17 protein-coding genes and 1 pseudogene are annotated in these 19,611 nt (G+C 37.0%); 12 read left to right on the forward strand and 6 right to left on the reverse strand.

The genetic code is table 11. From position 1 onward, the window contains the following. Positions 1–215: 215 nt before the first annotated feature. Both AC1DIV_RS25695 and AC1DIV_RS25700 read right to left on the reverse strand, forming a co-directional pair. Entirely contained in the window at positions 216–854 is a 639-nt protein-coding gene (locus tag AC1DIV_RS25695; protein WP_340876635.1) for an HD domain-containing protein, read from the reverse strand. 104 nt (positions 855–958) lie between these two features. Continuing rightward, entirely contained in the window at positions 959–1,882 is a 924-nt protein-coding gene (locus tag AC1DIV_RS25700; protein ID WP_477577686.1) for a LysR family transcriptional regulator, read from the reverse strand. A gap of 441 nt (positions 1,883–2,323) precedes the next feature. Here AC1DIV_RS25700 and AC1DIV_RS25705 point away from each other — a divergent pair, with 441 nt between their 5' ends. Then, on the forward strand, positions 2,324–2,935 hold the full coding sequence (locus tag AC1DIV_RS25705) for an FMN-binding negative transcriptional regulator (protein WP_323597357.1): 612 nt from the start codon (positions 2,324–2,326) through the stop codon (positions 2,933–2,935). A 215-nt stretch (positions 2,936–3,150) separates the two neighbouring features. On the opposite strand, the gene pdxR is transcribed toward AC1DIV_RS25705, so the two are convergent. Continuing rightward, a complete protein-coding gene (gene pdxR / locus AC1DIV_RS25710; RefSeq protein ID WP_340876634.1) occupies positions 3,151–4,536 on the reverse strand; it encodes a MocR-like pyridoxine biosynthesis transcription factor PdxR in 1,386 nt (461 codons plus the stop codon). Between the two features lie 120 nt (positions 4,537–4,656). On the opposite strand from pdxR, the gene AC1DIV_RS25715 reads away from it, so the two are divergent. The 3 genes from AC1DIV_RS25715 to AC1DIV_RS25725 all read left to right on the forward strand — a co-directional run bounded on the left by AC1DIV_RS25715 (position 4,657) and on the right by AC1DIV_RS25725 (position 7,224). Next, on the forward strand, positions 4,657–5,286 hold the full coding sequence (locus AC1DIV_RS25715; RefSeq protein ID WP_207118002.1) for an FMN-binding negative transcriptional regulator: 630 nt from the start codon (positions 4,657–4,659) through the stop codon (positions 5,284–5,286). Positions 5,287–5,548: 262 nt separating this feature from the next. Beyond that, positions 5,549–6,187 (forward strand): LysE family translocator, encoded by a 639-nt coding sequence (locus AC1DIV_RS25720; RefSeq protein WP_063593793.1) that lies wholly within the window; start codon positions 5,549–5,551, stop codon positions 6,185–6,187. 914 nt (positions 6,188–7,101) lie between these two features. After that, positions 7,102–7,224, forward strand: coding sequence for a DNA methyltransferase (locus tag AC1DIV_RS25725; RefSeq protein WP_081088624.1), 123 nt, complete (start codon positions 7,102–7,104; stop codon positions 7,222–7,224). Positions 7,225–7,516: 292 nt separating this feature from the next. Here the strand turns inward: AC1DIV_RS25725 and AC1DIV_RS25730 are convergent, their stop codons facing one another. Continuing rightward, positions 7,517–8,062 (reverse strand): cysteine hydrolase family protein, encoded by a 546-nt coding sequence (locus AC1DIV_RS25730; protein ID WP_340876633.1) that lies wholly within the window; start codon positions 8,060–8,062, stop codon positions 7,517–7,519. Between the two features lie 119 nt (positions 8,063–8,181). Between AC1DIV_RS25730 and AC1DIV_RS25735 the strand changes: the two genes are divergently transcribed. Next, positions 8,182–8,625, forward strand: a complete 444-nt coding sequence (locus tag AC1DIV_RS25735) for an Lrp/AsnC family transcriptional regulator (RefSeq protein WP_048686120.1) — start codon at positions 8,182–8,184, stop codon at positions 8,623–8,625. A 510-nt stretch (positions 8,626–9,135) separates the two neighbouring features. On the opposite strand, the gene AC1DIV_RS25740 is transcribed toward AC1DIV_RS25735, so the two are convergent. Next, positions 9,136–9,225: a small, acid-soluble spore protein, H family gene (locus tag AC1DIV_RS25740; RefSeq protein ID WP_318292825.1), complete on the reverse strand. Its 90-nt coding sequence runs from the start codon at positions 9,223–9,225 to the stop codon at positions 9,136–9,138. A 274-nt stretch (positions 9,226–9,499) separates the two neighbouring features. On the opposite strand from AC1DIV_RS25740, the pseudogene AC1DIV_RS25745 reads away from it, so the two are divergent. Continuing rightward, positions 9,500–9,696 (forward strand): annotated as a pseudogene (locus tag AC1DIV_RS25745) (IS110 family RNA-guided transposase); the annotation flags it as partial. A gap of 14 nt (positions 9,697–9,710) precedes the next feature. Here the strand turns inward: AC1DIV_RS25745 and AC1DIV_RS25750 are convergent. Further along, positions 9,711–10,802, reverse strand: a complete 1,092-nt coding sequence (locus tag AC1DIV_RS25750) for a GntR family transcriptional regulator (RefSeq protein ID WP_340876632.1) — start codon at positions 10,800–10,802, stop codon at positions 9,711–9,713. A gap of 338 nt (positions 10,803–11,140) precedes the next feature. Here AC1DIV_RS25750 and AC1DIV_RS25755 point away from each other — a divergent pair, with 338 nt between their 5' ends. The 6 genes from AC1DIV_RS25755 (at position 11,141) to AC1DIV_RS25780 (ending at position 19,467) form a co-directional block, all read left to right on the forward strand. Continuing rightward, on the forward strand, positions 11,141–12,751 hold the full coding sequence (locus tag AC1DIV_RS25755; protein ID WP_340876631.1) for a xylulokinase: 1,611 nt from the start codon (positions 11,141–11,143) through the stop codon (positions 12,749–12,751). A gap of 22 nt (positions 12,752–12,773) precedes the next feature. Next, on the forward strand, positions 12,774–13,469 hold the full coding sequence (locus AC1DIV_RS25760; RefSeq protein WP_340876630.1) for an L-ribulose-5-phosphate 4-epimerase: 696 nt from the start codon (positions 12,774–12,776) through the stop codon (positions 13,467–13,469). A gap of 51 nt (positions 13,470–13,520) precedes the next feature. Beyond that, positions 13,521–14,945: an L-arabinose isomerase gene (araA, locus tag AC1DIV_RS25765; protein WP_340876629.1), complete on the forward strand. Its 1,425-nt coding sequence runs from the start codon at positions 13,521–13,523 to the stop codon at positions 14,943–14,945. 308 nt (positions 14,946–15,253) lie between these two features. After that, entirely contained in the window at positions 15,254–16,648 is a 1,395-nt protein-coding gene (locus AC1DIV_RS25770; protein ID WP_063590904.1) for a sugar porter family MFS transporter, read from the forward strand. Positions 16,649–16,904: 256 nt separating this feature from the next. Further along, complete coding sequence (locus AC1DIV_RS25775) at positions 16,905–17,960, forward strand: aldose epimerase family protein (RefSeq protein WP_340876628.1); 1,056 nt, start codon at positions 16,905–16,907, stop codon at positions 17,958–17,960. An 823-nt stretch (positions 17,961–18,783) separates the two neighbouring features. Next, positions 18,784–19,467 carry a C40 family peptidase gene (locus AC1DIV_RS25780; RefSeq protein ID WP_340876627.1) on the forward strand — a complete coding sequence of 228 codons (684 nt, stop codon included), beginning with the start codon at positions 18,784–18,786 and terminating at the stop codon, positions 19,465–19,467. The last annotated feature ends 144 nt before the right edge of the window (positions 19,468–19,611 follow it).

Here is a 19,611-nt window from a genome sequence, read left to right on the forward strand (position 1 = left end):
TTCCTGCGGGAGCAGCGGGACAGGTGAGACCCCACAGGCGTTTACGCCGAGGAGGCTCACCGCCCGCCCCGCGGAAAGCGAGCATCTGGAGGGGAAATCAACCACACCGCACTACTTGGTAAATAGCAACAAAGTATGCGAAAACAGCCTTTATTTTTTAGTAGCTTCCTTGGCCGATATAACCTTTTGTACAAACTTTCTGTCATTTTTGTACCCTATTCTGTCCAAGGTGAATGCAAAATACAATCACAGAAATTTTTATTTTTATATTCCGGTTTAAAATATTCAATAATATCTTCCTTCATATTGCCGAAAGTGGTTTCTGGCTTATGCTTAAAGCCCTCATAAAACGCTGGAATAATGTCCTTTTTGAAATTGTTACGTGGGAAGGCTTTTATAATTTCTTCACGCAAGTCGTCAGGGAATTGTTCAAAGCCATCTCCCATCACATCTAAACCAACACCTGAAAAGAGTAGTGCCACTTCAGCTTCTTTATGTTCTGCAACGCCAGGTGTCGTATGTAATGCAATAGCATCCCATACAAGGCGAATCGACTCATCTGGAATTTGATACTGTTGTAAAAAGCTCCTCGCAGCATTTGCACCGTCTACTTCAAATCGTAAATCTGGACTGCTGAACTTTTTTGTTAAACCTAAATCATGGAATAATGCACTAACATATAGCAACTCTAAATCATGATTCTGCTTCGTTTTTTTTCCGTTGACTGCACCAAATAAAAATACACGATTTGAATGATTCCACAACAAGTCGTCCCCATGCTCGCGTAAAAGATCTGCTGCTTCTTTAGCCAATTGAGAATCTGGAATTTTAATACCTGCTACTTCTTGAAACATAATTGAAAATCCCCTTTACAATTTGATTATGAACTTGTTTTCATTGTAAAGAGGAATTTATCATTTATCTATCCATTCATTTCTATGATAATAATAGATAAAAACTATAATATAGAACTTTTTAAAGAAGCTATCTCATCTTTTTCTGTATGAAAACTCAGCCTTTCGATTTCACATAATAATAACTCAATATACTTACGTGCCGCATAATTGATAAAACGATTCTTTTTCATCACGAGATAAACAGATCTAGTCAAAGTTGGTTTTTCAATACGTTGGAAAAATAAATCCTCTGTATCATAAAATTCATATAATGTACGCGAAACAAAACTGCGGCCAACCCCATTTCGAACGAGCTTCAAGATAGATTCAATGCTAGACGTTTCGACGATAGGTTCTAACTGCCTGCCAGCCTCAAGACTCGTTTTATCAAGTATTTTTCTGCATTGATGGATATTTGGAAATAAAATAAGCGGACTGTCTAAAACATCGGAAAATGAAACCTTCCGCTCTCCATTACTTTGATTACTAATCAGGTAAAATTCTTCATCATACAACTTCGTCACCATCAACATATCATCACGATTGAATTCAAAACCAATACCAAAATCTGCTTGATTCTCTAAAAGAGCCTTTTCCACTTGATCAGTACTTTGAACAAACACTTTTATGTTTGGATATAATTGGTTGAATTTAATGCACAAAGTGGATACCAAATCAGTTATTTCTCCTGGTAACACGGCAATTTTCAATTCCCCGATTTCTACTTTTGTAAGTGCTCTAATTTGAGAAGATATACTTTGTAAGGAATTTTGAATATTCAATGCTTCTTGTTGTACGATTTCCCCCACCTTAGTAAGTTCAATCTTCTTACCAATACGGTTGAATAGTGCATAGCCCACATCTTGTTCAAGCATTTTAATTTGATGGCTTAAAGTTGGTTGCGAAATTCCTAATTTTTCAGCTGCTTTTGTAAAATGCAGTTCTTTACTGACCATTAAGAAATATTCTAAATGTCTTATTTCGATACTATTTCAATCCTTTCTAATGAAAATAATTAAATCTGTATGCTTCCAATAAAATAATCTAGTTATTAAGTTACTTTATTTGAAGGGATTATTCCATAATTTGGCCCGATTGCTGGATAAAATTAAAAAACTCCATTAGGCTATTTGTTATTTTGGTTCATAAATACCTCACTATGATTTGGATAACGGGCCTGGTTAAACAGAAATCATGTCTAATTACTGCTTAAAATTGAAGCTGTAATTAATTCACTAAATGTAAGTTTAATATTCATCAAAATAAAAGGTCATCATTATATGAAAATTGTAATCAATATTGACATGTACAATTTATAATAATTGTACCTTTTTAGATGTCAGTTTACATAATAGAATATTTTCTATAATACTTAAAATTTGAGATAGCCGAAAATTGAAATGACTTTATCAAGGAGGAGCTAAATCATGTATATCCCTAAACATTTTCAACTCAAGGATGAAGAAATAATTTATGATTTTATCGAAAAGTACAGCTTTGCCACTTTATTTTCTCAACACAATGGAGAACCATACGCTACCCATCTTCCACTCACATTAAATAAAGGTGAAAGTTCATTATATGGTCATTTTGCCCGTCCAAACGAACAATGGAAGGATATAGAATACCAAAAAGTTCTTGCGGTTTTCCAAGGTCCTCACTCTTATATATCTCCTTCTTGGTATGAAACAACGATGGCAGTTCCTACTTGGAATTATGTCTCTATACATATATATGGAAAGATGGAGATTGTCGAAGATCAAAAAGTCATATTCGATTCCCTGAATGATATGGTAAAAAAATATGAAAGTCCAGATAGCCCATACAATTTAATTGATGTGGATTCCAGATTTATCGAAGGAATGAGTAAAGGGATTGTAGCATTTAAAATAAAAATCACAAAAATTGAAGCGAAAGCTAAATTAAGTCAAAATCACCCTGTGGAACGGCAAGAATTAATTATTAAGAATCTAGAAAACACTTCTCAACAAGATAATATACAAGTAGCGTCTCTTATGAAGAAGAATCTACAAAAATAAAAGTTATTCGACATTGTCTTGTTCAACTGATGTGGTAGATTTGTTAAAAAATTAAGCCTAATTTCAGATGGAAATTAGGCTTAGTTTTTGATCTACAATTGACACTTAATTTCATCGCAATTAAAAATTAAGGGACCTATGAAGATTATTTATCGGTGCAGCACCAAACATTCAAATAAAACAGCTACAATTCATTCTTTCAAAGAATGGTGGAGTTATTCTTTGAACCATGCCTTCTTTAAGAGTTTCACACCCACATCAATTTCATGGGAAGAAAGATTACTGAAACCCAATTTTACCATTGGTCCGTCGGTGTTATTTTTAATGAAGTAGAGAGAAGTAGGATACACAGTAACTCCATGTAAGGAAGCTTGCTGAATTAACCATTCTTCTGAATGCTTCAGATGTACTTTGACTAATACGTACAAACCAGATTGTTCACCAATAATGGATATATTTTGAGCGAATTGCTCTTTTAAAGCGGATACTAAGTGCTGCATTTTTCTTTTATAAACAAGGCGCATGCGTTTAATATGTCTACTCCATTCTCCCTCTTCCATAAATTTAGCCATTGTAAGTTGGCTAAGCAGGGAGGTAGTAGCTTCAAAATGAAGAAACTGATTTTTATAACGATTTAAAAGTGGCTGTGGCAAGACCATATAACTTAAACGAATTCCTGGAAGAAAGGACTTCGAGAAATTCCCTAAATAAATGACTCTTGCTGAATCAATGGAGGCAAGAGCAGGGAATGGTTTTTGTGTATAGCGAAATTCACTATCATAATCGTCTTCGATAATATATCCACGCATCTTGTTAACCCAATGAATAATCATTTGCCGTTGTTGGATAGACATGCTTACTCCAATGGGGCTTTGATGGGAAGGAGTTACATAGATTAATCGTGATTTCATTTGTTCTAATTGTGAAAGTTCAGCACCTGTTTCATAAACCGGCAAAGTTTCAAACATAAAACGATGGAAATGAAAAGCTTCCCTGGCACCGTCGTAACCAGGGTCTTCAACTATAATACTCTGGAATTCATCCTTCAGTATATGTCCCAGGTATACAAGCATTTGTTGGGTACTGCTTCCGATAATAATTGCATTTGCATTTGTTTTCACGCCGCGTGATTGGAATAAATATGTGGAGATTTGTTCGCGCAGGCATTCTTCCCCAAATGGTTCCCCGTATCGAAAGCTATCCTGTAATGTTAATACTTGATTAGCCATTCTCCTCCAAATTTTCAGTGGGAAATGTGTTTGATCAACGGCATCTGCCCTGAAATTAACTTCCGGAGGTCTCTTGGACTCAGTCCGCTTTTTATCATAAGAGATTAAGGGTTCCTGAAATATACGGGGTTCTAACTCGTTTGCAAAATAACCTTTTCTGCCCTCTCCACGAATATACCCTTCAGCAACAAGTTGTTCATATGCCAGTAAAGTTGTATTGCGGCTTACATGTAAAGAATCTGCAAGTTGACGAATGGAGGGTAATTGCTCATTTGCCAAAATGTCTCCTTGTTCAATATATGATTTGAATTTCTCATAGATTTGTTTGTATTTTGGGGCGTTATCATTGAACGTAAAAATGGTATTATTCATTTGCATTCCCTCTGACATGTATATTTGTTTAATATTGTACCTTTTTTTATGTCAACTTGTATAATAATATTTTTTTATCGGATATTTATTTTAAAAATTCAAATACAAGTTGAAAGGAAGATGATTGTGTACATTCCTAAGCAATATCGTATGAAAAATGAAGAAGCAGTTCAAATTATGAAGTCTAACCCGTTTGCCTTATTGATTACTGTTAATGAACATCGTCCCTTGGCTACTCATATTCCTTTGGAAATTCGCGAAGATGAAGGGAAAATCTATGCGACTGGGCATATTGCATACGGAAACATGCAGAAAAAGACTTTAGACAATAATAGTGATGTGTTACTGATTTTTCAAGGGCAGCACGCTTACATTTCATCAAGTTGGTATCAGTGCGAAGAGGTTCCAACATGGGACTATCTAGCTGTACATGCGTATGGATCAGCGCGTTTAATCACTGAAGACGAGCTGATTTCCTCCTTGGATACTATGCTTAATCATTATGAGGGTCACCGAGAAAATGGCCGGACCTGGGAAACGTTTGATCCAGAGTTGCTAAAGAGTGAAATGAAAGGAATAGTGGGCTTTGAAATTGAAATCACATCTATTCAAGCTGCAGCCAAAATGAGTCAAAATCGTAATGACACCGATTACAAAGCGATTATTACAGAGCTTGAAAAATCAAATGAACAAGGGGAGATTCAGGTTGCGAAATGGATGCGTGAGCAAAGGAAAGGGTCAATTGAATGATTAGTATATTAATAGGGTTTGCTGTGGCACCCTAAAAACAAAAATGGTGTTTATCATTTTTTAAGGAAAGCAAAGGTAAGTCAAAACCATTCCTTACAGACAGGAGCTCATAATAAAAAAAGTTGGAACAGATTCCTTTTCTAAATGAGCAACAAATCGCCTCCTTGATGAAAACGAACCTAAAAAAAGTGTAATCTTGCTTTCACCATCAAGGAGGAGCCCAATAAATCTTGTGCCAAAATACAATAAGGAGTTGCTTTTTATGGAGTTTTCAAATATTTGGCTATTTGTAATTGCTGCTGCTACATTGTTAATAATACCTGGACCGGCTGTGTTGTATATTATGGCAAGAAGTATAGACCAAGGGAAGAAGGCGGGCATAGTATCAGTTCTTGGTGTATCACTTGGCGGTTCTGTTCACGTTTTAGCTGGAGCGATTGGAGTTTCAGCGATCCTTATGACATCAGCAACAGCCTTTAATATCGTTAAATACTTGGGTGCTGCTTATCTTATCTATCTGGGGTGCAGGACTTTATTTTCTACATCTGATCGAACGACTTCAGAAATTCCAAAAGCCCCTCGCAAAAAGATATTAAAGATATTTTACGAATCTGCGCTCGTAGAAGTAATGAATCCTAAGACAGCACTCTTTTTTTTAGCCTTCTTTCCGCAATTCATATCACCTTCGGCCGGATCAGTCACCATACAATTTTTACTTTTAGGAATTATATTTATTATCCTAGCTTTTATTAGTGATGGTCTGTATGCAGTACTTGCAGCAAGTATTAGAAAGCGGATTCTGGGTAGTGAAGTGAATTCTAGGTTTCAGAATCGGATAACTGGTTATTTATATATTGTTCTAGGGGTATTCTCCGTCTTTGCGAGCCCCTCCAAAACATAAGAGTATTTGATAAAAATCGATTCTACTAAGATAATAAGTAAAATGAAATGGAAAGATATTTTATGCCTAGATTTATCATTGATGATGATTTTTGGTCGTTATTCCCTCATGCAATTGCATGCTTTAAAGTCAATGGCAGCCTCAATTTTACGAACCAACTAGGTCGCAGGCACCAGTTGCTCTCCCTGAATAGAATCATGTTTAGAAGGCATTCTCATCACACAAGTTTTTTAAATAATTCGGTTAAAATCAATAAAGACTCTAGGCAAAAGGTTTCTATCTAAAGGTTTGGAGCGAAAGTGCGAGACTCCTGCGGGAAAAACGTGTCAAGGGGAGACCCCCCAGGCGCAAAGGTGCAGAGGAGGCTTCCTCGCGACCGTCCGCTGAAAGCAAGTGCCTGGAGCGGAAATCAACATCCAAATGGTACAGGCAAGGCAAAAACTGTAGATCCAATCATATTGACATGGGAGCCACAGTTTGTAGACTACCATCTAAAAGCTAAACCAAAGTTGATTGGAGAGAAAGGTGCGAGACTCCCGCGGAAAGCGAGTGCCTGGAGCGTAAATCAACGTCTAAATAGTACACCCATAAAAAACCATAGGCATACTCAATTTTCATCGAGTTTGCCTACAGTCTGAGGTAAGGGCACTATTATACTCTTATCTTTTCTTTGATAATTGCAGCTTCTGCCTTTTTAAACTTAACAAATACGTTGTCATACTCGGTTTTCAAGTAATTCATCATCTTTTGTTTTTAACGGGAATTATGAAAGTAAAAGGAAAGTCGTTCAAAAAAAGAGAAGGGTTTTATCATAAAGGGTCAAAAAGAACGTTTAATTCTTATTAATAGGGGCTTCTAATGATGCTCCTGCGTTAGTGGAAACGTAAGAATTCACCCTTGTCAAAATTAAGTTATTGTTTGAAAAAGTATTACATCGTTTTATGGGGTCAGGATCAACAGGACAGGCTGCAATTAACCTAAAAGGGAACTTTATTGGTTTCGAATTAGATAATAAGCTACGAATGTTAAGCTTTTAAAAGTTGATTGTGCAGTCTTATTTTGGCCGTGAGATAAGTGTTTATTTGATACAGGTATTTTAGTATTGAGGTACTGTCACATGCCCTAGCTTGATGGGCATGTGACGGTATACCTTTAACATCATTTCTCTTTTTTTGGTTTGAGTTTTCTTGTGCAACGGGTAGTTGCACATTTGCAGGAAACTGCAAGATACAGCTTGGATAACAGTCTAACATCAGTAAAAAAGGGAGCTTGTTTTAAAACAAGCTCCCTCTTATAATAAATTATTGGTTCTAAGGTTGTATTATTTTTTTATTCCAGGAAATCCTCTGTCGAAATTACATTGGCATACATACCGTTAAGTGCGCTGACAAAGGCATAATGGACCTGTTCAGCTGGAACGACCTTATCTTGATAAGATAAGTCCCTTGTCGCACATGCATCTTCAATAAGTGTAGTTTCAAAGCCTAAATCCACTGCAGCTCTGACTGTGGCATCAATGCACATATGCGTCATCATACCTACAATCACTAGCTTTGTTACTCCTTTTTCTTTTAATTTGCTTTCTAATTCAGTCTGTAAAAAGCTGTTAGGGAAATGTTTTATGATAACGCTTTCGTGTTCTAATGGTAGAACAGCTTCATTTAGTTTAACTCCATCCGTATTCGGAAGAAAAAAGCCTAACCCAGGATCACTAGCGATATGCTGAACATGAAAAATATTATCTTTGTTATTCTGCCTAAACCATTCAAGAACTTTAGCAGCATTAACGGCTGCTTTTTTAGGGTTGCTTAATTCCATCTTTCCATTTGGAAAATAGTCATTTTGAATATCGACAATGATTAAAGCTGTGCTCATTTTTTCCACCTCTTTTAAAAATTTTAGTACAATATAATGATAAATGATATATTGATTTCTATCGATACTTTGATGAAACACTTTTATATCAAAGCATTTCATGGTGAAAGGAATTTATTATGGAACTTGATAACATTGATTTTCAAATCCTTCGGTTATTATCCGAAAATTCACGTATTCAGTGGAAAGACTTAGGTGAACAAATTCATATGACGGGACAAGCAGTAGGAAATCGGATTAAAAAACTTGAGGAAAATGGAGTAATTAAAGCCTACTCACTAATAGTCGATGAAATGAAATTAGGACTTTCTTATACAGCATTTGTCATTATTTATATGAAAACAGCAAACCATGATTCGTTTATACGTTTTATTAATGATAGAAATGAGATAGTTGAAGCTCACCGAGTATCGGGAGAAGGTTGTTACCATTTAAAAATAAAAGTTAACTCTCAAGAACTATTGAATCTTTTTCTTAATAAAATTCTCGATTATGGGAACTATTCTTTATATCTATCAATACAAGAAATTAAGCAACATAATCCATTGACTGCCACAATTTAATAAATATATTTTTATTTAAAAGAAGATACTGTATTCCCAATCATCATGAATCGTTCCAAGTATGGGGATGTTCGACTGGGACAGTAGCAGTGGGAATAGTCTTTTTAAATATCGTAGATTCTAAGGGAAAAGAAAAACGGTAGATGATTATGCGCTTGCTTATGTTGGTGTTGGAATGGTTGAAATAGTAATTGTTAGTTTTGCTCCTGAATTGATGATGACGGGCCAACATTGGTTTCTACGTTAGGTACCGTAGTAGCAGGATCTGCTATCTTATTATTCCCAAATTGCGAGGGATGTGGGTAAAAGCGGGAATCCGCCAGCAAAGAGGTGGCAAAGAGATATAGTGTAGACTTAAACAAGGGGATAGATTGTTAACGAAGATGGTCCATGAACTGAATCTAACATGAAACCATAACCGAAGGTGGAAGTTAATTAATGTATCGAAGAAATATGGACAAATTACTGTTCTTATAAGCTGGTTACAGACACACTTTGTTTTTTCCTTGGTTAATCAAGTGAATGGATTGCACCTGTTCCATTTTGTTCATCTACATGCTCAATGTAGATACTTTCCTCGTTGCAGGTTACGTTAGCCATATTTGTTGATTAAGTAATCTCTTCTGCTCGTTTAGCTACCCCATTTGGTTTGCAACAGTTATACTATTTGTTCCAATTTCCTTAGATATGGTGTTTTATTAAAAATTACTGAACTAATGGGTCTTGCTTTAAAAAGGGAGGTTGCTGTGGCAGCCTTTTTCTTATGGAACAAAACGGGTTCAGCTTTTAAAAAAATAGGGCTCCTCAGTGAGATATGAGTAAGACACCACACTAACTCAAAACCCTATGAGGAACCCTAATATGAAGTTTTAAAATGCAAGATAAACAAAATCAACTAAACGATAGAATTTCCATTGAAGTGGATATTGCCCAACAATTACATGTGCTAGAGCAGTGAATTCCCGTGGAATTGTAATCGTAGACCCATTTGCATTTGAAAATAATGAAGATGGATTTGCTGGTTTAATAAAATGGATGGAGGCAGCCATTGTGGGAGTAGAGCCTATAGGCATCAGACACTAAGGTTATTGTATGTCTAACTCTTTGACAGTTTCGCCTTCAATTAACACTGGCTGATAATAGGTTTCGTTTGGTAAATCCTTCTTACCTTGTAATTTCTTAATGACCCAATCAGCTGCATCATGTCCCATTTGTTCTTGTGGGTGTGTCAATGTCGTTAGTTTGATATTGGCATTTTTCGCAATATAAGAATTGTCCTGGCCAATAATTGATAATTGTTCGGGAATAGAAATATCAAGTTGTCTGCATACATTTACTGCTTCCAACCCTACCTCGTCGTTATAGCAAACAATGGCAGTCAGCACGTCTCTATTTTCATTTAGGAACTCTTTCAAGTTCGTGTATAGGTCCAGCTTCGTTTCTGTAGTATACGAAAGCAATTGTTCTGGTTGAAAGCGTAATTTGGCTTCTCCAAGTGCTTTTATATACCCCTTCATTCGATACTTTCCTTGTAAATCATCCATTTTCGAAATGAGTCCAATTTGGGTATGTCCTTTCGAAATCAATTCTTTTGTTGCGAGGTAGCTTGACTGCACATCATCCAGGCAAAAGAAAGGGACCTCTAATTCTTCATAATAAGCGTTGATCATGATGAATGGAACCTCTTGTTCCTTAAATGATAGGTAGTAACCGATGTTGGGATTGTATAGATTGCTTTTTGTAGGTTCAATGATCATACCATCCACGCCAAATGACAACATCATTTCCAAGGCTTTTTTTTCTTGTTCGACATCATTATTTGTACTGGCTAATAGTAACGAATAATTATCTTCATTCAATCTTCTTTCAATTCCGCGGATAATAGAAGGGAAAATGTAATCAGAAATGTAGGTCGTGATTACACCAATCGTTTTATTTTTGGAATTGCCACCAGATTTTGATTGATATTGGTTACTAACATATGTGCCAGATCCTTTTTCACTTCTCAAGAATCCCTCGTTTGATAATTCTAAAATGGACTTTCGTACAGTGTGTCGGCTAACGTTGTACATTTCTTGCATGACGGATTCAGTAGGAATTTGTTCCCCTACACTATATTCACCTGTAAGGATTTTATTTTTTAAATCATCAATGATTACCTGATACTTTGGTTTCATTAAATCTCACTTCTTCCATAGTTGTTTGCATTCTAATTTATGCGCTTAAAATATTTGTGCGGACATATTTTAACATAATTTTTGAATGAATTAAAACAAATCATCTTATTTTTTGTATAAAGTTGTAAATTCCCCCTATTTACCTTTAGGTTTCATGTCGGATAACTTCCTTTAATCCTAATTTATGACTTTAAGGTGAGGATGGAGTATTTCGCTTTGAAGTTGTAAGTATAAATAATATAAAACGTTGACAAATGTACGTACAAAAAATATAATATGGTTGTTAATAAATTTAAGCGCCTCCTTTTATTGAAAGCGCTGACAGAAGGGGGATTAACGTGCAAACAAATATATTAAAAATTAAACAAGCTATTACCGGGGGAGAAACTTCACTTGGAATCGAATTTGGATCCACTCGTATTAAAGCGGTGTTGATTGATAATCATCATGAAACTATCGCATCTGGAAGTTATGAGTGGGAAAACCTCTTGGAAGATGGAATTTGGACGTACAACTTAGTGGATATTATCACTGGTCTGCAAACAGCTTATAGTGAAATGAAGCAAGAAGTTGAACGGAATTATGGAATTACCATTCGGAAAATAGGTTCTATTGGATTTTCTGCAATGATGCACGGGTACATGGCTTTTGACAGTACAGGGGAGCTACTGGTTCCGTTTCGGACTTGGCGTAACTCTACAACAGGTGTTGCAGCAAAAGAACTAACTGATCAATTTCAATTTAATATCCCTGAACGATGGAGTATTGCTCACCTTTATCAAGCGATATTAAATGAAGAGAAACATTTGCCTCGCATTGATTGTATTACGACTTTGGCTGGATACATTCACTGGTTATTGACTGGAAATAAAGCAATTGGCATTGGGGATGCTTCAGGCATGTTCCCAATTGATGAATCAACGCAAGATTACAATGAATCAATGGTCAAGCAGTTTGACGATTTAATTGCGACGAAAGGTTATCCTTGGAAGCTAAAAGAGATTCTTCCTAAAGTCTACATTTCAGGCGAGCAGGCGGGTGAATTGACCGAAATTGGAGCGAAAATCCTGGATAGATCAAGAAATTTACAACCAGGCACTCCAATTTGTCCACCGGAAGGCGATGCTGGGACTGGAATGGTTGCTACGAATAGTGTGAGGAAACGTACCGGAAACATCTCAGTAGGAACTTCCGTTTTTGCGATGATTGTACTAGAGAAAGAACTTTCAAAAGTATATCCAGAAATTGATCTTGTAACTACACCAAATGGAAGTCCCGTTGGAATGGTACACGCGAATAACTGTTCAAGTGATCTCAATGCTTGGCTAGGATTGTTCCGTGAATTTTCTGAGGCAATGGGACAAAAGGTTGATATAAATAAATTATTTGAAGTAATGTTGAATAAAGCTTTGGAAGCGGATCCAGATGGTGGCGGTTTGCTTAGCTACGGTTATTTCTCAGGTGAAAATATCACAGGATTAGAAAAAGGGCGACCATTATTTGTCCGCTCGCCTGAGAGTCAATTCAATTTAGCAAACTTTATGCGGACTCACCTTTTTACTGCTTTCGGTGCATTGAAAATCGGAATGGGTATTTTGACAAAAGAAGAAAATGTTGCAATTGATCGTATTTTGGCTCACGGTGGTTTATTTAAAACCCCTCTTGTTGGACAAAAAATTGTTGCGGCTGCAATGAATGCTCCAGTATCAGTTATGTCAACAGCAGGAGAAGGCGGCGCGTGGGGAATGGCGATTCTTGCATCTTACATGATGAATAAAGATCAAAAAGAAAGTTTAGAAGACTTCCTTGACAAAAAAGTATTCGAAGAGGCTGATGGGCAAGAAATTTATCCTGATCAAGTAGATGTTAAAGGATTTGAAGCATTTATTGAAAGATACAGGAAGGGTTTAGTGATTGAGCAGGCCGCTGTAGACAATTTGATGTTATGAGTGGAAAACTGGAGGGATTGACGTGTTAGAACAACTGAAAGAAGAGGTATTTCAAGCAAATTTGGACTTGCCTAAATATGGACTCGTGAAATATACATGGGGAAATGCGAGTGCCATTGATCGTCAAAGCGGTTTATTTGTTATCAAACCTAGTGGTGTTGATTACGAAACGATGAAAGCCAGCGATATGGTTGTTGTTGATTTAAATGGCAATGTTGTTGAAGGAGAGTTGAGGCCTTCATCAGATACAGCGACTCACGCAGTACTTTATAGATATTACCAAGAAATCGGCGGCATTGTGCATACTCATTCAACTTGGGCGACAATCTGGGCTCAAGCAGGCCTTGATGTTCCAGCGATGGGTACCACTCATGCAGACACATTTTATGGATCCATCCCATGTGCCCGCTACCTAACACAAGAGGAGATTGATCGTGGTTACGAAGTGGAGACTGGGAAGTTAATCATCGAAACATTTGAAGAGCGCGGGTTAGACATTTTAGCCGTTCCTGGTATCTTACTTCATGGTCATGGTCCCTTTACTTGGGGGAAAGATGCAAAATCCGCCGTAATGAATAGTGTGGTGTTGGATGAAGTTTCGAAAATGAATTTATTTACACGGGAATTAAATCATTTTGCAAAAGAATTACCACAAAATATTTTGGATAAACACTATTTACGAAAACATGGAAAATATGCTTATTACGGTCAAAAGTAAGATCAACTCTATCAAATTATCAACCTATTAGATAAAGAAAAGAGGCTTATTATGTTAACAACAGAAAAAAAGGAATTTTGGTTTGTCGTAGGATCACAACATCTATATGGGGAAGAAGCGTTAGCAGAGGTCAAGGCGAATGCACAAACGATAGCAGATGCATTAAATGAAAGCGGTATTTTACCCTATCCACTTGTACTGCAAGATTTAGCTGTCAGTGCAGATAAAATAACAAGCATCATGAAAGAAGTCAATTATCGTGACGAAGTTGCCGGTGTCATCACTTGGATGCATACTTTCTCACCTGCAAAAATGTGGATTCGTGGAACAAAATTATTACAAAAACCATTGCTTCATTTAGCAACACAATTCAATGAAAGTATTCCTTGGGCAACGATTGATATGGACTTTATGAACCTGAACCAATCCGCTCATGGTGACCGTGAATATGGTTTTATCAATGCTCGTTTGAAAAAACAAAATAAAGTTGTTGTAGGTTATTGGGAGCGTCATGAAGTGCGACAGCAAATTGCACAATGGATGGACGTAGCGGTTGCTTATAACGAAAGCTTCAACATTAAGGTCGCTCGCTTTGGAGACAACATGCGTAACGTTGGAGTAACCGAAGGGGATAAGATTGAAGCGCAAATCCAATTTGGGTGGACAGTTGACTATTTTGGAATCGGAGACCTTGTTCAATATGTAAATGCGGTTACTGATGAAGAAATTGATGCTTTATTTGCAGTATACGAAGGCCATTATGAATTTGATTATGGTACCTACAGTAGGGAAAATTGGGAGAAAAGCGTAAAGGTACAGGCAAGCTATGAAATTGCGATTAAACGTTTCCTTGATGATGGTGGTTACACGGCCTTCACAACGAACTTCGAAGATTTATATGGGATGAAACAACTTCCTGGTCTTGCCGTCCAACGTTTGATGGTACAAGGATATGGCTTTGCGGGTGAAGGAGATTGGAAGACGGCAGCACTTGCTCGCTTACTGAAAGTGATGAGCCATAACCAATCAACTGGATTTATGGAAGATTACACATATGAATTAGCTGCTGGACAAGAATCAATCCTTCAATCACATATGCTCGAAGTCGACCCATCTTTAGCAAGTAACAAACCAAAAATTGTCGTATCTCCATTAGGTATAGGTGATCGTGAAGATCCAGCACGTTTAGTATTCGACGGCAAAGCAGGAGACGGTGTCGTTGTTTCCATGGCTGACTTTGGTACAAACTATAAACTTTTGATTAATGAAGTTTCTGCATTCGAGCCAACAGTTCCAGCACCAAACCTGCCAGTGGCCCGTGTACTTTGGGAAGTGAAGCCAAACTTCCAAGATGGAGTGAAAGCTTGGCTTGAGAATGGTGGCGGTCACCATACAGTTGTTTCATTGAATTTAACAACAGACCAAATCATAACCTATGCCAAACTTGTTGGCTTGGAATACGTAGTTATTAAGTAATGTCTCTCCCTCCAAGGAGGCTCCGCTTCCTTGGAGGGAAAAAATAGGTAATCCAGAAGTTGAAGAATGGATATAGTGACCATTAGTATGATCCCTTTATTTTCGTAAGCGTTTTCGTAGTTTTTAGGGAAAAGATGAAAGCGTTTTAATAGACAATGACGACACGGAATTTATCCTAATAAATATTTTTACGATGGAAACTGGCATGTATTTGTGGTTTGAAAACACTATTATTATTTCTCAAAAAGCAATCAATATTTTAGTAGTGGGATTAAATATAATTTTAAAACCTTTAGGGGGGAACTTAAATGGTTAATGAAAAGAAAATCTCAAGTGGATTCATTTATTTTTTTGGGGCTTTTGGAGGCATTCTCTTCGGTTATGATATCGGCGTTATGACGGGTGCTTTGCCTTTTCTGCAACATGATTGGAACCTTCAAAACAACCCAGGTGCCATTGGCTGGATTACCTCTTCGTTGATGTTTGGAGCTATTTTTGGAGGGGCCATGGCCGGACAACTTTCTGATCGTTTAGGACGGCGCAAAATGATTTTAATATCTTCTATCATTTTTGCTGTTGGATCCATTTTGGCAGGAATATCCCCTCATAACGGGATCCTTTTTATGATTGTTGCCAGGATTTTATTAGGGTTGGCTGTTGGAGCTGCTTCTGCGTTGGTCCCAGCCTATATGTCGGAAATGGCGCCTGCACGTTTACGTGGACGTCTGTCAGGAATTAACCAAACAATGATTGTCTCTGGAATGTTGCTTTCCTACATTGTCGCTTATTTATTGAAAGACTTACCAGGGACAATGGCATGGCGGTTGATGCTTAGTTTGGCTGCCGTACCTGCTTTGATCTTATTTATTGGAGTGTCAAGGTTACCCGAATCACCACGTTTTTTAATTAAGAACAATAAAATGGATGAAGCTCGTAGGGTGTTGGGCTATATTCGCCCTAACAAAGAACAAATTGATTCTGAAATAACACAAATACAAGAAACTGTTAAAGAGGAAGCAAAGGTAAATCAAAAAGCATCATGGGGTACCCTTTTAAGTAATAAATACCGTTATTTAGTAATGGCTGGTGTGGGTGTTGCTGCGTTTCAACAGTTCCAGGGAGCAAACGCAATTTTTTATTACATTCCTATGATTGTGGAAAAAGCAACAGGGCATGAAGCCAGCTCAGTATTGATGTGGCCAATTATTCAAGGGGTTATACTCGTACTAGGTTCATTAATATTCCTAATGATTGCTGATAAATTTAATCGCCGTACTTTATTAACAATCGGCGGAACGATTATGGGGCTATCCTTTATTTTGCCGGCCATATTGAATGTATTAATTCCTAATGCAAACCCGATGATGATGGTTGTTTTCTTAAGTATCTATGTAGCTCTTTATTCATTCACTTGGGCTCCATTAACTTGGGTCATAGTTGGAGAAATTTTCCCGCTGGTAATTCGCGGGCGGGCGTCAGGAGTGGCTTCATCATTTAACTGGATTGGTTCCTTCTTGGTTGGCTTGCTATTTCCGATCATGACCGCTTCGATGTCTCAAGAAGCTGTTTTTTCAATCTTCGGTGCTATTTGTTTACTTGGTGTTTTATTTATTCGGACATGCGTTCCTGAAACTCGAGGTCATACTTTGGAGGAAATTGAAAAAATTGGGGAAAGTAGACAAGCTAAGGGGAAAAGTGCTTAAATTAGAACTATTAAGGTTTTGAGCGGAATTAAAAGAAGCTATACGCGAATAGAAGAGATTTTAAATCAGGGGGACATAAGGGAAAATACTTCATCAAGAATATGTTGATTTACTCATATGATTCCTTTTCTTAGGCCCGAGGTTGCTACTTCGGGCTTTACAATTATTAAAAATGTTAGCTGAACTTTTAGTGCAATTCATGGTGTTTTAGCTTTTATTTATATGAAGGAATTTAATAGGGAAGGAGCCGATAAAAATGAAAGTATCACAAAGCTCGTTTGGAAATGAAGTCTTGCTGTTTACGATAGAAAATGATCATGGAGTAAGAATGGAAGTTACGAACTTTGGTGCAAGAATCGTCAATCTGTTCGTCCTAACGGAATCGGGTCGTAATAATATCGTATTGGGATTTGACTCGATTGAGGATTACAAAAAAGAAACGTATTATGGAGCAACAATAGGAAGAGTCGCTGGAAGAATAAAAAATGGCGAATTTTCAATTGGTGAATCACGTTACCAAACAGCTGTAAATCAATTAGGGAATACATTACACGGTGGCAGTCCTGGATTCGATGAAAAAATCTGGGATTATGAAGTGAAGGAGACGGATGAAAGTGCATCGATCATCTTTTCAACCCACTCACCTGATGGCGAGAATGGTTTTCCGGGGAATTTGAAAGTAAGTGTGACTTATACATTGGACAACTTAAATATTTGGTCAGTGAGCTATCAAGCAAAAAGTGATAAAGACACAGTTTTTAATCCGACCAATCACGTCTATTTTAACTTAACAGGGCATCCCAGCAATCCAATCGATGATCATTTCTTACAAATCTTTTCTGAAGAATTTGCACCAGTAAATGAAGATACCACGGTAACTGGGGAAAAGCGAAGCACAATCGGCACGCCTTATGATTTTCGAACCCCGAAGAAATTAAAATCAACCTTTGAAGCCAATGACGCAGAAGTTAAAAAAGTTCAAGGGATCGATCATCCATTCTTCCTTACGTGCCCAGGACTTCATCAAACTGCAGCCAAATTAATTAGTCCTGACCAGAAAATAACAGTCGAGGTATACACAGAAGAGCCTGCGGTTGTCATATACACGGCAAACTTTGTGAAAGATGTGCCACTTATGCACGGAGAAAAATTAATTCAACATGGCGGAATAACGTTTGAAACCCAAGCTGCTCCAGGGGCGATTGAGTTTGAAGATTTTGGGGATATTCTTCTTTTAGCAGGCCAAAATTATACTTCCCAAACAAAATACAAAATTGAGGTCAGTACCCACTCAGCTGAAGGTTCCAGTTAGTGTTAAAGAGTTGAATTGGTTGATTTCGTTTCGATAATTTTACATAGATTCGGCTGCTAGTTAGGATCAACATCAGTGACTGTAAGAACGATCGAGCATAGCTCGTGACATGTAGCGGGTAGGATTCCCGCCGAATAAGAATTAGCCATTCACTCGAACTGAGTTTTCGAGGATAGAGGATAACTTATATCTTTAAGCGTAAACAGTTAGATAGTGGGCTGTAAAACTAAGGTTAAAGATAAGCCCCCATTTAAACAGCACATATTCTATACGTAGCACCTCCTGATACAATCCTTGTATCAAAGGAGGTGCTTTTCCTATGCCTCAAAAAAATTAACGATTGTTTCGTACAAATCATTCACTCGATTGTTTTGTACGAAACAAGGCAGGAATTCTACAAGAATGGAATGGCATCACGAAAAATATTCAGGCAGTTATAGTCGTGAGCGATATGCCTTTGTTAGACACCACCTAATTTAAGGGTAAGGGGATGTTTATTTTACTTAAATGGAATATCCCAAATTAAATAACTTCGATGTATTTAATAAGCTCAAGGATTTGTAACTAGTGAAAAAATAAAATGTAAGGAGTGGAGAATATATTACAGTACGAGGAGACTATCCAAACAGGATGGTTACTACTATAAAAAGCAAGGAATTTACTCTTAATTAATACCTTTCGAAAGCATGAGCGATATTTTGGTTATTTTGTATTTTATACTCACTTTATGTATGCATTTGTAATAATAATGTAAAATTAGGTAAATATGTGTGTCACTTAAAGATGATAAAATGATAAAAAAGAGATTTAATCGGGGGAGAAAATGAAAAAAATCATAGCATCTTTTGTTGTTTCTGGATTGTTACTATCAAATCCGTTGGTTGGTAATGCTGCATTGGGCGATCGTACATTAAAAAGTGGAATGACTCATACAGAAGTAAAACAATTACAAGAGGTTCTAAAGAAAAAACAATATTTTAAGAGTAATAATACAACTAAATATTTTGGGACCGTTACTAAAAGTGCAGTCGTAAAGTTCCAAAAAAGTAAAGGTTTAAAAGCTGATGGTATTGTCGGTCCGAATACATATAAAGCTTTGGGAGTAAAAAAGAAGACCTCCAACGCTAATGTAAATAAAACAAGCAATAAATCTACTGCGATAGTGAAGGAAGCAAAGAAACATTTGAATGTACGGTATGTATGGGGTGGAACTACACCAAAAGGTTTTGATTGCAGCGGATTCCTAAAATACGCTTTCGATAAAGGTGCAAATGTCACATTACCAAGAACGGTATCGGAAATTTATAAAAAGGGGACAAAGGTGTCCAAACCACAAGTTGGAGATGTGGTCTTTTATGAAACCTATAAACCTGGTGCCTCACATGCCGGTATTTATATAGGGGGCAATCAATTCATACACAGCTCCTCATCAAACGGTGTGAGCATTTCCTCCATGGATAATAGTTATTGGAAGAAAAGATATGTAGGAGTAAAAAGAATGTATTAGAGAAAGTGGCCAGTTCTTTTTTGAAGAGACTGGCTTTTCTAGTTCTACCAATAGATTACGATACTAATAAGTCCTGCGGATGGTAGAATCGGTATTAGAACATAAAATTTTTTTAAGATACAATTTTAGCTTTTATTGCTCCCA

It is taken from the genome of Peribacillus sp. 05N428 (genome assembly GCF_056397085.1).